The organism is Dokdonella sp. GW821-FHT11D02 (assembly GCF_058808595.1).
Genome location: NZ_CM179520.1, coordinates 4,314,411 through 4,329,127, shown reverse-complemented (window position 1 = coordinate 4,329,127; position 14,717 = coordinate 4,314,411). Strand labels below are relative to the sequence as shown.

The window sequence follows — 14,717 nt, the reverse complement described above, 5'->3', positions numbered from 1 at the left end:
CCGCCTCGTGTAGCATGCGGCCATGTCTTCCGATTCTTCCCGCTGGCCGCTGCTGCGGCTCGATTGCGGCGTCGCCGTGCTGCGTCCGTGGCGGCTCGACGATCTCGACAGCCTGGTCGCCAGCGCCAACGACGAGAGCGTTTCGCGCGGCCTGCGCGATCGCTTTCCCTATCCCTACACCGGCGACGACGGCCGCGCTTGGCTCGAGCGTGCGGTCGACGAATCCGATCGCGCTTGGGCGATCGAGGTCGATGGCAAGGCGGTCGGCGGCGTCGGTCTGCATCTGGGTAGCGATGTGTTTCGCCATTCGGCCGAACTCGGCTATTGGCTGGCGCAGCGCTATTGGGGACGCGGTTTGATGACCACCGTGCTGCGCGCATTCGTGCCGCGCGTGCTCGAATCGTTCCCGCTGCAGCGGTTGTACGCGACGGTGTATGAGATCAATCCGGCCTCGGCGCGCGTGCTGGAGAAGGCCGGCTTCGAGCGCGAAGGCGTGCAGAAGTCGGCCGTGTACAAACGCGGCCAGCTGCTCGACGTCTATCTCTACGCGCTGGTGCGGCGCGCGCGGGAGCCGGCATGAACCGTGAACGCAACACACCGAAGAGCCACACGAGTTCACCGTGGCAACGCGCCGAGCCAGTACGCGCAGCGGTTCCGCAGAAGAACGCCGAAACGCGGCTGTACGGCCTCAACGCTTGCCTCGCCGCGTTCGCGCGTCGGCCGCAGGCGCTGCGCAAGGTGTATCTGATCGAGGCGCGCATTCCGGCATTGAAGGCGGTGCTGGCCTGGTGCGTGAAGCAGCGCATCGGCTATCGCGTGGTGGAAGAAACGGATCTCGATAAGCTGACCGCTTCGCGCCATCACGAGGGCGTCTGCTTCGATCTCGTGCGTGAAGCGCCGCTGACACTGGATGCGCTGCTCGCGCGGTTGCCGCCGGCACCGGCGCCTTCGCTGCTGCTGTGGCTCGACGGCGTCGGCAATCCGCACAATCTCGGCGCCTTGCTGCGCAGTGCGGCGCACTTCGGCGCGCACGCTGCGATCGTGTCGGCGACGTCGGGGCTGGAAGTATCGGGCGCTGCGGCGCGCGTGGCCGAAGGCGCCGCCGAGGTGGTGCCGCTGGCGCGTGCCGATTCCGCGGCGGACGCCCTGGCCGCGTTGCGGACGCGCGGCTACGCGCTCGCCGCGACGGTGCCGCGCGAGGGCAGCGCCTTGTATGCGACGAAGTTGCCGCCGCGCCTCTTGCTGATGCTGGGTGCCGAAGGCGAAGGTATGAGCGCGGCGCTGATCGCGGCGGCGGATCTGCGCCTGACGATTCCCGGCAGCGGCGCGGTCGAAAGCCTCAACGTCGCCGCCAGCGCCGCCGTACTGCTCGGCGAATACTGGCGGCAGCGCAGCGGCTGAGCGGAATTACTCTTCGCCGTCCTTGGCGAACGCGCCCGGCGCCGAACCGAAATCGCCGTTCGCTTGCGCGGCGAGATAGGCGACCACCGCGTAGGCGGCCACGTTCTGGCGCAGCTGTTCCGGATCGATCTTGTCGAGCGTGTCGTTGGCGGTGTGGTGCCAGGCGAAGTAGCGCGTCATGTCCTGGTGCAGCGACAAGCCGGCCATGCCGACCGCGTGCAGCGCAGAGAGATCCGAGCCGGCACGGCCGGGCGCCTCGGCGTCGTATTCGATGCCGAGCGGCTTCAGCGCGGCGGCGATCTGGTCGATCGCGCCGCGCGCCTCGGGCTTTACGGACGCGGTGATCTTCCAGATGCGATCGGCGCCGGCATCCGATTCGCTGCCGAGCACGGCGTTGCCGATCGTCTTCTTGTACTTCTCCGCCATCGCCTTGCCGCCGAACAGGCCGGCTTCCTCGTTGGCGAAGGCGACCACGCGGATGCTGCGCGCCGGACGCTTGGGCAGCTGCGCGATCAGGCGCGCGGCGCCGACCGCGATGCCGATGCCGGAGGCGTCGTCGATCGCGCCGGTGCCCGGATCCCACGAATCCAGATGTCCGCCCATCACGAAAAACTGCTCGGGGTTCTTCGAGCCGCGCAGCTCGCCGATCACGTTGGCGCCGACGTAGTCGCCTTCGAAGCCGCAGTCGAGCGCGAGCTTGACGCGCACCGGTTGGCCGCTCTTGAGCAGGCGCTCGATCTGGTCGGCGTCGGGATTGGACAGCGCGGCCGCCGGAATCGCCGGCTGGCCGGGTTCGTAACGCGTCACGCCGGTGTGCGGCAGGCGGTCGTTGTCGGTGCCGGCCGAGCGCAACAGGAACGCGGCCGCGCCTTTCTGCGTCGCCAGCGGCGGACCTTCCACGCGTACCTGCGAGCCGATGCCGTAGTCGTGGCCGTCCTTGTGCGCGTGCATGCGCGCGCCGACGTAGACGATCTTGCCGCGCACGCTGGCCGCGTCGGCCGCTTTGAGCGCATCGAACGAATCGAAGCCGACCACCTCGGCTTCGAGGCCGCCGGCCGGTGTACCGGGCGAATGGCCGAGCGCGAGCAGGGTCAGCGGCTGCGGAAACGGCGCCAGCACTTCGGCGTGCTCGCTCCGGCGCACCCACTTCGGAAAGGTGACCGGCTCGCTCCAGACCTTGTCGAAGCCGAGCGCCTTGAACTTCGCGGTGACCCATTCGCGCGCCTTCGCATCGTTCGGGCCGCCGGCCAGACGCGCGCCGACTTCGGTGGTGAGGCCTTCGGTGAACTGCCAGGCGGTGTCGTCGTGCAGCGCGCGTTCGCGCAGCTGCTCGGCGATGGTGATGTCGGCCGGCGCGATCGTCGTCGGTTTGCCGGGCTTGCCGGCGGCGAACGCGGCCGACGTGGTGAGGCAGAGGGCGAGGGCGAAAGCGAGCGGCTGCAAGCGCATGGCGGTGTCCGTGCGGGAAAACGGACATTATGCGTCAGCGCTGTACCCCTCGATCGGGCCAAACGTCACGCGCGGAATGGAGCCGCTGCCACCGGAAATCGCGCAGGATCGGCAACTTCGACAGCGGCAGAGCCCGGATCGAGGCCGGGCTCTGCGCCGGGAACGTCTCAGCGAGTCTTGAGCAGATCGCGAATTTCGGTCAGCAGCACGACGTCCACCGCCGGCGGTGCCGGTGCGGCTTCCTGCTTCTTGACCAAGCGGTTGACGAGCTTGATCACCAGGAAGATCGCGAAGGCGACGATCGCGAACTGGATGATCGTGTTGAGGAAGGCGCCGAACTGGATCGCGACCTCGCCCTTGCCGTCTGCGCCGGCGGCTTTGAGGATCCATTTGTAGGCGGAGAAGTCGACCCCGCCGATCAACAGCCCGATCGGCGGCATGATGATCTGATCGACCAGCGACGTGACGATCTTGCCGAAGGCGGCGCCGATGACCACGCCGACCGCGAGATCGAGCACGTTACCGCGCATGACGAAGGCTTTGAATTCGGAACCGAAACTCATGGCACCTCCCACAGTTGGCTGGAACGTCGGCATCCTAACCCAAAGCTTCGTGGACTCCGTGTGAGGCCACGTTAAAAAATGCGCCCGCGCAAAGCGGCGATGTCGCCCAGCTGCACGAGAAAGCGATCGCCCGGCACCAGCGCGGCGACGCCGGCCGGGGTGCCGGTGTAGATCAGGTCGCCGGCGGCGAGCGTCCACAGCTTGGACAGCTCGTGGATGATCGCGGCGACCGGAAAGATCATGTCGGCGATGTCGGTTTGCTGCCGCAGCACGTCGTTGACGCGCAGGCTCAAGGTCGCGCTGGAAGGATGGCCGACCGCGGCAACCGGATGCAATGCGGAGATCGGCGCGGAATGGTCGAACGCTTTCGCCGCGTCCCACGGATGCCCTTTCGCCTTCGCCACCGCCTGCAGGTCGCGGCGGGTCAGGTCGAGCCCGACGCCGTAGCCGAACACGTGTTCGAGCGCGTGCTCGGCTGTGATGTCGGCGCCGCCGCGCGCGAGCGCGACCACCATCTCCGCTTCGTGATGCAGGTCCGCGGTGCCCGATGGATACGGCACCTCGACCTCGTCGCCGGCGACGATGGCATCGGCCGGCTTGCAGAAGAACATCGGTTGCGTGCGATCGACGGCGGCGCCCATCTCTTTCGCGTGTTCGGCGTAGTTGCGGCCGATGCAGAAGATGCGACGTACCGGAAAGCGCTCGGCGGTGCCGGCGACGGGAACGCTCGGCACGGCCGGCGCGGGAATCACGTAGTTCATGCGTTGGCTTTCGCGGAAGCGGGACGCGCAGAATAGCAGCGCGACTCAGCGGCGCGCGGGCGTCTTGCCGGCACGCTGCTCGAGCCGCCAGACCAGTTTCAGGCCGGACCAGACGGCATCGATCGCGCAGACTTTGACGTCGACCAGGCCGAGCGGCAGCGCGATCGCGCGCACCGTGTCCTCGCCGATGTCGGTCGCGACCTTGGCCGCCTTCTTCGGCCAGGAAACCCAGATCACTCCGTCGGCCGGCAGCCGCGCGGCCAGCGCGCGGACGTCCTTCGCCAGCATCGCCGCCGAGGTCGCGAACACGTGCGCGAAATCGAACGCGGCGCGCGCGCCGACCGGCTCGATCGGATGCTCGGCACCGACCAGTTCGGTGTAGTCGCGCGGCGCGTTGAGCACGCGCACGCGCAACTCGGCGTTCAGACCGAGCTTGCGCCACACGGGTTTGCCGGAATAGCCGGTGACTTCTACTGACATCTGTCACATCCGTCGCATGACTGCGACGCCTTGAGCTCGGCTGGTGTCTACTCCAGTCTATGGCAAACTGGAAGACGGTCGGAACAGGCAGCAAGTGCAAGAGCGTATCGCCGCTCTGAGCCTTTTCGCGTGAGCCGCACGCGTGCGCGACGGAGTTGCGCCGATACTGGCTTGCGGACGACGGCAGGATGCCGAGCTTTCCAAATTGCGCACATTGCGCTTCGGCGCCGGGGATGACATTCGAGTGGAAAACAAGGATCTGCTGCATCAGCTGCGCATCGATCGCAGCGAACCCGCGGCGCGTTCGCGCGCGCCGATCTGGATCGCCGCGGCGGTGGTGCTGCTGGCGATCGTCGGTGCCGGTGTGTGGTGGATGCTGCCGCACGCGAAGGTGTTCGAGGTCGACGTCGCGACGGCGAGTGCGCCGGGCGGTGGTGGCGGCGCCGCGGCGGCGGTGCTGCAGGCGACCGGCTACGTGACTGCGCGTCGCCAGGCCACCGTTTCGGCGCAGATCACCGGCACCTTGACCCAGGTGCTGATCGAAGAAGGCGAGCGGGTCGAAGCCGGCCAGGTGCTGGCGACGCTCGAGGACACCGCGCAGAACGCGGCGCTGGCGCAAGCGCAGGCGGGCTTGCGTGCGGCGCAGGCGCAACTCGCGCAGTACCAGGCGCAGCTCGCTCAGAGCCGGCGCGATCTGGTGCGCGCGGAGGATCTGGTCAAGCGCAAGCTGGTGTCGACGCAGTCGGTCGAAGTCGCGCGCACCCAAGTCGAGACCCAGGTTTCGCAACTGGAAACGCAGCGCAAGCAGGTCGAGGTCGCCGCCGCGGGCATTCGTGCCGCGCAGGTGCAGCTCGACTATTGCACCGTGCGCGCGCCGTTCGCCGGCGTGATCACCGCCAAGGCGGCTCAGGTCGGCGAAATCGTATCGCCGCTGTCGGCCGGCGGCGGCTTCACGCGTACCGGCGTGGGCACCATCGTCGACATGGATTCGCTCGAGGTCGAAGTCGACGTGACCGAGTCCTACATCAACCGCGTGCAGCCCAATCAGCCGGCACAGGCGGTGCTCGACGCGTATCCGGATTGGCAGATTCCGGCGCACGTGATCGCGATCATCCCGAGCGCCGACCGCGGCAAGGCGACGGTGAAGGTGCGCGTCGCCATCGAGAAGAAAGATCCACGCATCCTGCCCGACATGGGCGTGCGCGTGTCGTTCATGGAAGAAGCCAAGCCGGCCGGTGCGACGCCGCCGCCCCCGCCGAAGGGTGCGCTGCTGCCGGGCTCGGCGATCGTCAAGCGCGACGGCAAGGACACGGTATTCGCGCTCGAAGGCGAGCGTGCGCGCGCCAAGGCGGTCACGCCGGGGCAGAGTTTCGGCGACCTGCGCCTGACCGAAGGCATCGCGGTCGGCACGCGCGTGGTGCGGCAGCCGCCGGCCGAGATGGCCGACGGCGCTCGGGTCGAAGTGAAAGGGGCGAAGTAAATGTTCGCGATGACGGGATGTCGAAAAGGCGGCTTCCCGTTCGTCATGGGTATGAATCGGCGCGGCAGGACGCGTCGGAGGTGATCGTTGCAGGCGCTCGGCGGATGAAATCAGCCGGGCCGTCCGCAGCGTCGCCGGTCGGCAGTCCTCAACTTAGGGAAACGTCATGGCTAACTTGGTCGAAATCCGCAACCTGAGCAAAACCTACGAGCGCGGCAAGCAGAAGGTCGAGGTGCTGCATCACATCAACCTCGACATCGCCGAGGGCGATTTCCTCGCGCTGATGGGTCCGTCCGGCTCCGGCAAGACGACGCTGCTGAATTTGATCGGCGGGCTCGATTCGCCGACCGAGGGCACCCTGTCGGTCGGCGGCGAGCGCATCGATCAGCTCGGCGAGGGCGCGCTGGCGAAGTGGCGTTCCAACCACGTCGGTTTCATTTTCCAGTTCTACAACCTGCTGCCGATGCTGACGGCGCAGAAGAACGTCGAGCTGCCGCTGCTGTTGACCAAGCTCTCGGCCGCGCAGCGCAAGAAGAACGCCTCGATCGCGCTGCAGCTGGTCGGGCTGGCCGAGCGCACGTCGCACAAGCCGACCGAACTGTCCGGCGGTCAGCAGCAGCGCGTCGCGATCGCGCGCGCGATCGTGTCCGACCCCAAGCTTCTGGTCTGCGACGAGCCGACCGGCGACCTCGATCGCCAATCGGCCGAGGACGTGCTCACGTTGCTGCAGACGCTCAATCGCGATCACGGCAAGACCATCATCATGGTGACCCACGATCCGAAGGCGGCCGAATACGCCAGTCATACGCTGCATCTGGACAAGGGCACGCTGGTGGAACAGTCGGCGCATGCCTAGATCTCGTCATTCCCGCGAATGCGGGAATCCATCGGTCTTTCGAGGGCGAGACGAACTCGAAATGGATTCCGGCTCGCGCCGGAATGACGGCTACAGAAACGGCAGTCTTCGCACAGGTACGAAGCCATGAAATATCTCCACCTCATATGGGCCGCGCTGTTCCGCCGCAAGACGCGCACGATCCTGACTTTGGTTTCGATCATCGCGGCGTTTCTCTTGTTCGGCCTGCTCGACGCGGTGCGCATCTCCTTCGACGACGTCGGCAAATCGGCCAACGGCGCCAAGCGCCTGCAGACCGGCTCGCGCCTGTCCTTCATCCAGACGCTGCCGCTGGCGCTGGAATCGCGCATCGGCGCGGTCGACGGCGTCGAGATGGTCACCTACGCGAACTGGTTCGGCGGCGCCTACCAAGATCCGCACAACCAGATATTTTCGTTCGCGGTCGCGCCGAACTACATCGAAATGTATCCGGAGATCTCGATCTCGCCGGAGCAACGAAAGGCGTTCGCGAACACGCCCAACGGCGCGGTGGTCGGTGCGGTGCTGGCGCAGAAATACGGTTGGAAGGTCGGCGACAAGATTCCGCTGCAGTCGACGATCTTCCCGGACAAGTCGGGCAGCAAGAACTGGAACTTCGATCTGGTCGGCATCATCCACTCCAAGGACGAGAAGAACTCCTGGTACGACCAGATGTTTCTCTTGCACTGGAAGAACTTCGACGAGACCACGCCCTACAACCGCGGCACCGTCGGCTGGTACGTCACGCGCGTGACCGATCCGGCCAACGCCGATCGCGTGGCGAAGGCGATCGACGGCCTGTCGGCGAACTCCGATCACGAGACCAAGACGCAGACCGAACAGGCGGCGATGGCTTCGTGGATGAAGAACGTCGCCGACATCGGCCTGATCGTGACCTCGATCATGGGCGCGGTGTTCTTCACCCTGCTGCTTTTGACCGGCAATACGATGATGCAGGCAGTGCGTGAGCGCACGTCCGAGTTGGCGGTGCTGAAGACGATTGGTTTTTCCAACACCAGCGTGCTCGGTCTGGTGCTGGCGGAATCGATCCTGCTGCTCCTGATCGGCGGCCTGATCGGCATCGGCTTGGTCAGCCTGTTGGCGCCGGCGATCACCGCCAACAGCAACGGCATGTTGAATCTGCCGCCGGTCGGCGTCAGCAGCTGGCTGCTCGGGCTGGCGCTGATGCTCGCGATCGGCCTGGTCATCGGTGCGCTGCCGGCGCTGCGCGCGATGCGCTTGAACATCGTCGACGCACTGGCCGGCCGCTGAGGAGAGTGAGATGAAATTTCTGATTGGTCTGGTCACTTTTCTCGCCGTCATCGTCGGCGTCGCGATCTTCCTCAACCTGCCGTGGATCGGGCTGGTCGTGCTGCTGGTCCTGCTGGCGGTGTGGATGTCCTCGTTGCGCAGCGGCCGTCAGGCGGCTTCGGTCACCGGCATCGGCGTCGCCACCTTGCCGCAGCGGCTCGGTTCCTCGGCCGTCATCGTGGTCGGTATCGCCGGCGTGGTCGCCGTGCTGGTGGCGATGCTCGCGATGGCCGAGGGCTACAGCGAAACATTGCGCCGCAGCGGCAGCGATGACACCGCGATCGTCATGCGCGGCGCCTCGGCGGCAGAAGTGGCCTCGGTGTTGTCGAAGGACAACGCGCTGGTGATCGAGCAGGCGCCCGGCATCGCCAAGGACGAACAAGGCAAGCCGATCACTTCGTCCGAACTGGTGGTCGCGGCGAACTTGCCGATCAAGGGCGGCAACGTCGAAGAGGACTTCGGCAGCGTGCAGCTGCGCGGTATCGGCGATGGCGCTTGGAAGCTCCGGCCGAACGCGAAGATCGTCGCCGGCCGCACCTTTCAGCCGGGCCTGCGCGAATTGGTCGCCGGCAAGGGCGCGCAGCGCCAGTTCGAAGGACTCGAGGTCGACCGTGAGATCAAGCTCGGCAGCCAGACCTGGAAGATCGTCGGTATCTTCGAGTCGAAGGACGCGATGGAATCGGAACTGTGGGGCGATGCCGACGTGATCGGCCCGGCTTATCGCAGCGGCAACAGCTTAAGTTCCGTGTTCGTGCGTCTGACCGGCGCCGACGCGTTCGAGCCGTTCAAAGCGTCGCTGGCTTCCGATCCGCGCCTGCAGGTCGACGCCAGCACGACGATCGAATACTTCAGCAAGCAATCCGAGCAGATCGCCAAGGTGATCACCTTCATCGGCATCGTGGTCGGCGCGATCATGGGCATCGGTGCAGTGTTCGGCGCGCTCAACACGATGTTCGCTGCGGTCGCGACGCGTGCGCGCGAGATCGCGACCTTGCGCGCGATCGGCTTCCGCGGCGTGCCGGTGGTGGTTGCGATCATGCTCGAGACGATGCTGTTGGCGCTGATCGGCGGCGCCATCGGTGGCGCGCTCGCCTGGCTGGTCTTCAACGGTTACACGGCTTCGACCATGTCCGGCGTCGGCCAGCTCACCTTCGACTTCAAGGTGTCGCCGGCGTTGTTGTGGACCGGTCTCAAGTGGGCGCTCGCGATCGGCTTCATCGGCGGCCTGTACCCGGCGCTGCGCGCGGCACGCTTGCCGGTGACGACCGCCTTGCGCGAGCTGTAAGCGGGTTCGTTGCGCCCCTCTCCGCCCGGAGAGGGGCAAGCACGGTCAGTTGCGGCGCGCGCGCGCCAAGGCGATCAGCGCCACGCCGCTGAGGATTACTGCCATCGCGATCACGTCCAAGCCGTGCACCGATTCGCCGCCGAGCAAGGCGCCGAAGAGGATCGCGACCGGCGGATTGACGTAGGCGTAGCTGGTCGCCAGCGCCGGACGCACGGTGTTGAGCAGATACAGATACGCGGAGAAGGCGATGATCGAGCCGAACACGCCGAGATAGACCAGGGCCAGCGTCGAACTCAGCGTCGGCGAAACCGGAAAGCGCTCGCCGGCGAGCAGTGCGCCGACGAACAGCACCGCGCCGCCGGTCAGCATCTGCGCGGCGGTATTCATTGCTGCGGGCGGCATGTCGCGCTGGCGGCTCCAGGCCGAACCGAACGCCCACGCCACGCCGGCGACCAGCAGCGCCACCGCGCCGAGCGGCGCTCCTGCCATGCCGCCGCCGAAATTCAACAGGATCACGCCGGCGAAGCCGACGCCGAGTCCGAGCCATTCCATGCGTTGCGGCCACTGCCCGTACAAGCCGGCGAAGATGGCGGCGAACAACGGCATCGCGGCGACCGCGACCGCGGCGAGGCCCGAGCTGACGCTCTGCTCGGCGTAGCAGACCAAGCCGTTGCCCAAGCCGAGCAGCAAGGTGCCGGTGGCGGCGGCGTTGAGCCATTGCGCGCGCGTCGGTGAGGCCATGCCGCGCCAGCGCAGGAACGCGAACAAGGCGACGCCGGCGCAGAGGAAGCGAGTGCCGGCCATCAGGAACGGCGGGTAGCTGGCCAGCGCGACGCGGATTGCGAGATAGGTCGAGCCCCAGATCAGGTACAGCGCGATCAGCGCGAGCGGAACCAGCACGCGCGGAGTGAGCAGCGGCGACGAGGCCGCCGTCTCGGCGGGTGCGCAAGACGAAGTGTCGTTCATCGAAGAGGGGCGCGGTGGCGCCGAAAATCCATCGGGCGGGGAGGTGGCCGCATATCAGGATAGCGGCGGCGGTGGCCCTTCACGAGTTCCACTGCACGGGTTCAAGTAGGAGCCATTCCGGCTTCGATCCGCAGCAGCCGGCGTTTGCGCGGCGGGCCCCAGCGCCAGCCGCCGGGCTGACCGTCCGCACGCACGACGCGATGGCAGGGCACCACGAAGGCGAGCCGATTGCTCGCGCAGGCACGCGCAACCGCGCGCGCCGCGCGCGGCGCCTCGATCTCTGCGGCGATGTCGGCGTAGCTGCGCGTTTCGCCGCGCGGGATGCGCGTCAATGCGTGCCAGACACGCCATTGGAATGCGGTTGCACGCAGATCGAGCGGCGGCAGCGGCGTGTCGGCCGGGGCTTTGCCGGCGAGGTCGGCGAGCACGCGCTCGACGATTGCGCGCAACCACTCGTCGCGGCCGTCGTCGACGCGTTCGAGCTCGGCTTGCGGAAATTCGGCGCGCAGGTCGGCCAGCAGACGCTGGTCGCTGGTGCCGATCGCGACCGAGCAGATGCCGCGCGTGGTGGTCGCGACTAAGAGTCGCCCGAGTCCGGTATCCAAGGTGGTGTAGCGCACCTCGGCGCCGGCGCCGCCGCTGCGGTAGGCGCTCGGCGTCATGCCGAGCAGCGCGTCGGAGTTTTCATAGACGCGGCTGCCGGAGCCGAAGCCGGCATCGTAGACCGCGTCGGTGACGGCGCTGCCCTGGCGCAATGCGGATTTGAAGGCGCCGAGTTTAAGCTGGCGCGCGTACTCGGCCGGGGACAGACCGAAGCGCGCACGGAAACGCCGCTGCAAATGGGTCGGGCTGAGTCCGACCGCTTGCGCCAGCGTGGTCAGGTTCACGCGTTCGCCACGCGACTCTTCGATCAGACGGCGTGCCTGTTCGAGCGGATCGCGACGCGGTGAGAGCTGAGCGTTCATGCGCTCAATTTACGCCCGCGTCCGCGCCCGGGCCATCCGAATCTTGCGCCGATCCGCGCTAGCGGGTGGGTTCGCGCGTCGACGGCGTCGGTACGACGGTGTACTCGCCCTCGATCACGCCGGTCGGCGCCGGGCGCGCGGCGCTCGCCGCCGGCGGCGTCGCGCCGCGCGACACGCCACGCAAGGCGTTGACCAGCAGGACGATGCCGCCGCCGATCGCGAGCGCCGCGATGGCGAACAGACCGAGCGCGACCAGGGCCAGCACGGCGATGAAGCCGAGCACCGCTACGGCGATGCGTGCGAGCGGATGGCGCGGGCGAAACGTGCGGAACGAACCAAAATACATGCCGAAACTCCGTGTGACAGAATCGCGCGCCGCCTTCCGTTGCGGTGCGCACGTTGTCGAGGGTCAGCCCTCGAAAAACTTGCAGTTTGCCAAATATGCGTGCCGATGCCGCGCCGACAAGTGCTGAAAGTATGAACGCAATCCCGCCGCTGTGCCGGCTCGAGCAGATTCCCGACGGCGATGCGATCTCCGCGCGCGTCGAAGCCGCAGACGGCGTTCACGAGCTGATTCTGCTGCGCCAAGGCGAGCGTGCGTTCGCTTACCACAACGAATGCCCGCATCAGGGGCGCAACCTCGACTACGCGCCGGGTCGGTTCCTGGTGCGCGAGGGCCGTCTGATTTGCGCCGCGCACGGAGCCACGTTCGCCGTCGATGGCGGCGAATGCATCGCAGGTCCGTGTCGCGGCAGCCGCCTGATCGCGGTGGCGGTCGAGGTCGTCGACGGCGCGGTGGTGCTGCGCTGACGCCGCGCGTGCCTTATTCGACCTGCACGCGCACGTCCTGACGCGCGAGCTGCCCGGTTCCGCAGCTGAACGGCGTGGTCATGCCGAGGATCGAGCGGGTCGGGATGTTCGAGCCGGTCACGCGCGTCGGTTCGCTCAGCACGTCGAGGCGATAGCCGTCGGAACCGGCTGCGGCCGCGTCGACGGTGAAGCCCGCCTGCGTATCGGCCATGACGAACGAGGCCTGGCGCGTCTGCAGGTCGACCAGGCGCACGACCGCGTCGCGCAGCGGGCGGCCCTCGAAGTCGTACACGGTACCGCTGACCTTGCAGCCGGCGGCGATGGCGGGCGCGCTGCCGACGAGCGCAGCGAGAACCAGCGGAAGTAACGCGAAGCGGATCATGGGAGTTCCCCTCTAGAGGCATCCCTGCGGACCGTTCCGCCGACAGCGTACTCCGTTGCACGCCGGCGCGACACAGGCCGCCGGCGGACGGCTCAGAGGCGACCGAAGATCAGGTTCACCGCGACCAGCATGACCACCAGCATCAGTACGGTCAGCGGTATGCCGACGCGGAGGAAGTCGCGCCGGCGATAACCGCCCGGTCCGGCGACGATCATGATGACCGGATTGGCGCTCGGCATGATGAAGGTGTTGGAGGTCGAGATCGCGACGATCATGGCGTAGACGGCCGGATTGCCGCCCGAAGCGAGCGCGATGTTGATCGCCATCGGTACCGTCATGACCGCGGCGCCGACGTTGGAGACGACCTGCGAGAACAGCAGAGCGAGAATGGCGACCACCGCCTGCAGGCCCCATTGCGGCCAGCTGCCGAGATAGACCAGCACTTCTTGTGCGAGCCAGGCAGCGGCGCCGGTGGAGTCCATCGCCCAGCCGAGCGGGATCAGGCAGGCGAGGGTGAAGATCGTCTTCCAGTTGATCGCGCCATAGGCCTCGTCCATGTTCAACACGCCCGAGAGCAGCATGCCGACGGCGCCGGCCAGCATCGCGATCGACAGCTTCAGATCGGTGAACAGGCCCAGGCCCATCGCCAGTGCGAAGAACGTGGTCGCGTGCCAGATCTTGCTCGGGCGCTGCTCGTCTTTCGGGTAGTCGGTGACGACGACGAAGTCGTGCGATTCGGCGGTCTGCGCCAGGTCGCGCCAGAAGCCGTGCAACACCAGGGTGTCGCCGGCGCGCAGCGCGACCTTGCGCACGTCTTCGCGGAAAACCTGATCGCCGCGGTTGACCGCCAGCACCGAGATGCCGTGCGTCTTGCGCAGACGCAGTTCGCCGACCGCTTTCTTCAGCCAGCGCGAACTGGGCGGGATCACCGCCTCGGCGATGCCGGCGCGGCTCGGATTGAACAGGTCGGCGAAATTGCGCAGGCGCGTCTGCACCTGGCACAGCTGGTTGTTGGCGAACTCGGCCACCGCCTCGCGCTTGCCGAGCACGCCGAGCACGCTGCCGACCCAGATCATCTGGTCGCCGGGCGGCGCCAGGCGCGCTTCGTTGCCGGTCTTGAGCGCCAGAATCAGCGGCGCACCGCGCAGCTGTTCGACCTCGCCCACGCTCATGCCGACCAGTGGGCTGTCGGTGGTGACCACCAGCTCCACTACGTCGCCATCGATGCCGTAGGTCTCGGCGAAGTAGGTTTCGGTACGGCCCGGCGTGACCTTCTGCCGCTCTTCCTCGCTCGGCAGCAGTTTGCGCGTGAACAGCGCGAAGAACGCCAGGCCCGCCAGCAGCAGCGGAATGCCGATCGGCGCGATCGCGAACAGGCTGAATGTCTGGATCGTTTGTGCGCCCGGCGGCAGGTTGCGGTTCGCGCTCGCGATCAGATCGTTGAGCAGGATCAGCGGCGAGTTGGAGATCATGGTGATGTTGGTGCCGCACAGAATCATGCAGGCCATCGGCAGCAACAGCCGTTTCAGCGGCAGGCCGGTGCGCGCGCTGATGCGGCTGACCACCGGCAGGAACAGCGCCGACAGGGCTTGACTCTGAATCACCGCAGACAGGCTCCCGACCATCGCGTTGATCAGCAGCGAAACGCGCGATTCGACGCCACCGGCCAGACGCAGGATGAACGACGCCGCCTTGCTCAAGACGCCGGTACGATCGAGGCCGGCGCCCATGATCATCACCGCGATCAGCGAGATCACCGCGTTACCGGCGAAGCCCTCGAACAGCTGCTCGACCGGCAGCAGGCGCGTGATGCCGATGACGACGATGACGAGCAGGGCGACGAGGTCGGCGCGGATCCATTCCAGCACCAGCATCAGCACGGTGAACGCGAGCAGCGCGAACACGAGCATCATGTTGGTGGTGAGGGTCAGGCCGGCGTCCATTCGGGGCTTGGTTTGTTGTGTGGGCCTGACCGTGATCAGGAGTGATT

The 14,717-nt window shown here is 67.1% G+C and carries 16 protein-coding genes; 7 read left to right on the top strand and 9 right to left on the bottom strand.

The annotated features are described in order from the left end of the window. The first annotated feature begins 22 nt into the window (after positions 1–22). The gene (locus AC3QL3_RS18390) at positions 23–580 is read left to right on the top strand and encodes a GNAT family N-acetyltransferase (RefSeq protein WP_492895555.1); all 558 of its coding nucleotides are present in this window, start codon (positions 23–25) and stop codon (positions 578–580) included. After that, the gene (locus tag AC3QL3_RS18385) at positions 577–1,401 is read left to right on the top strand and encodes a TrmH family RNA methyltransferase (protein WP_492895554.1); all 825 of its coding nucleotides are present in this window, start codon (positions 577–579) and stop codon (positions 1,399–1,401) included. The genes AC3QL3_RS18390 and AC3QL3_RS18385 overlap by 4 nt, the downstream gene beginning before the upstream one ends. Positions 1,402–1,407: 6 nt before the next feature. On the opposite strand, the gene AC3QL3_RS18380 is transcribed toward AC3QL3_RS18385, so the two are convergent. The 4 genes from AC3QL3_RS18380 to AC3QL3_RS18365 all read right to left on the bottom strand — a co-directional run bounded on the left by AC3QL3_RS18380 (position 1,408) and on the right by AC3QL3_RS18365 (position 4,654). Further along, positions 1,408–2,850: a M28 family peptidase gene (locus AC3QL3_RS18380; RefSeq protein WP_492895553.1), complete on the bottom strand. Its 1,443-nt coding sequence runs from the start codon at positions 2,848–2,850 to the stop codon at positions 1,408–1,410. 167 nt (positions 2,851–3,017) lie between these two features. Next, a complete protein-coding gene (gene mscL, locus AC3QL3_RS18375; protein ID WP_492895551.1) occupies positions 3,018–3,413 on the bottom strand; it encodes a large-conductance mechanosensitive channel protein MscL in 396 nt (131 codons plus the stop codon). 71 nt (positions 3,414–3,484) lie between these two features. Beyond that, on the bottom strand, positions 3,485–4,174 hold the full coding sequence (locus AC3QL3_RS18370; RefSeq protein WP_492895550.1) for a fumarylacetoacetate hydrolase family protein: 690 nt from the start codon (positions 4,172–4,174) through the stop codon (positions 3,485–3,487). Positions 4,175–4,219: 45 nt separating this feature from the next. Next, complete coding sequence (locus AC3QL3_RS18365; protein WP_492895549.1) at positions 4,220–4,654, bottom strand: DUF3052 domain-containing protein; 435 nt, start codon at positions 4,652–4,654, stop codon at positions 4,220–4,222. A 244-nt stretch (positions 4,655–4,898) separates the two neighbouring features. Here AC3QL3_RS18365 and AC3QL3_RS18360 point away from each other — a divergent pair, with 244 nt between their 5' ends. From AC3QL3_RS18360 to AC3QL3_RS18345, 4 genes are all read left to right on the top strand, one after another. Continuing rightward, positions 4,899–6,134, top strand: a complete 1,236-nt coding sequence (locus AC3QL3_RS18360) for an efflux RND transporter periplasmic adaptor subunit (protein ID WP_492895547.1) — start codon at positions 4,899–4,901, stop codon at positions 6,132–6,134. A 166-nt stretch (positions 6,135–6,300) separates the two neighbouring features. Then, entirely contained in the window at positions 6,301–6,990 is a 690-nt protein-coding gene (locus tag AC3QL3_RS18355; RefSeq protein ID WP_492895546.1) for an ABC transporter ATP-binding protein, read from the top strand. Positions 6,991–7,116: 126 nt separating this feature from the next. Next, positions 7,117–8,280: an ABC transporter permease gene (locus AC3QL3_RS18350; RefSeq protein ID WP_492895545.1), complete on the top strand. Its 1,164-nt coding sequence runs from the start codon at positions 7,117–7,119 to the stop codon at positions 8,278–8,280. 10 nt (positions 8,281–8,290) lie between these two features. Further along, positions 8,291–9,604: an ABC transporter permease gene (locus AC3QL3_RS18345; protein ID WP_492895544.1), complete on the top strand. Its 1,314-nt coding sequence runs from the start codon at positions 8,291–8,293 to the stop codon at positions 9,602–9,604. 45 nt (positions 9,605–9,649) lie between these two features. Here AC3QL3_RS18345 and yedA read toward each other — a convergent pair whose 3' ends face one another. From yedA to AC3QL3_RS18330, 3 genes are all read right to left on the bottom strand, one after another. Next, the gene (gene yedA, locus AC3QL3_RS18340; RefSeq protein ID WP_492895543.1) at positions 9,650–10,570 is read right to left on the bottom strand and encodes a drug/metabolite exporter YedA; all 921 of its coding nucleotides are present in this window, start codon (positions 10,568–10,570) and stop codon (positions 9,650–9,652) included. A gap of 101 nt (positions 10,571–10,671) precedes the next feature. Further along, complete coding sequence (locus tag AC3QL3_RS18335; protein WP_492895542.1) at positions 10,672–11,535, bottom strand: bifunctional transcriptional activator/DNA repair enzyme AdaA; 864 nt, start codon at positions 11,533–11,535, stop codon at positions 10,672–10,674. 58 nt (positions 11,536–11,593) lie between these two features. Then, positions 11,594–11,881: a hypothetical protein gene (locus AC3QL3_RS18330; protein WP_492895540.1), complete on the bottom strand. Its 288-nt coding sequence runs from the start codon at positions 11,879–11,881 to the stop codon at positions 11,594–11,596. A 131-nt stretch (positions 11,882–12,012) separates the two neighbouring features. On the opposite strand from AC3QL3_RS18330, the gene AC3QL3_RS18325 reads away from it, so the two are divergent. Further along, a complete protein-coding gene (locus AC3QL3_RS18325; protein WP_492895539.1) occupies positions 12,013–12,345 on the top strand; it encodes a Rieske (2Fe-2S) protein in 333 nt (110 codons plus the stop codon). Positions 12,346–12,358: 13 nt separating this feature from the next. Here the strand turns inward: AC3QL3_RS18325 and AC3QL3_RS18320 are convergent, their stop codons facing one another. Both AC3QL3_RS18320 and AC3QL3_RS18315 read right to left on the bottom strand, forming a co-directional pair. Next, on the bottom strand, positions 12,359–12,727 hold the full coding sequence (locus AC3QL3_RS18320) for a hypothetical protein (protein ID WP_492895538.1): 369 nt from the start codon (positions 12,725–12,727) through the stop codon (positions 12,359–12,361). A gap of 92 nt (positions 12,728–12,819) precedes the next feature. Then, positions 12,820–14,670, bottom strand: a complete 1,851-nt coding sequence (locus AC3QL3_RS18315) for an SLC13 family permease (RefSeq protein WP_492895537.1) — start codon at positions 14,668–14,670, stop codon at positions 12,820–12,822. Between the last annotated feature and the right edge of the window lie 47 nt (positions 14,671–14,717).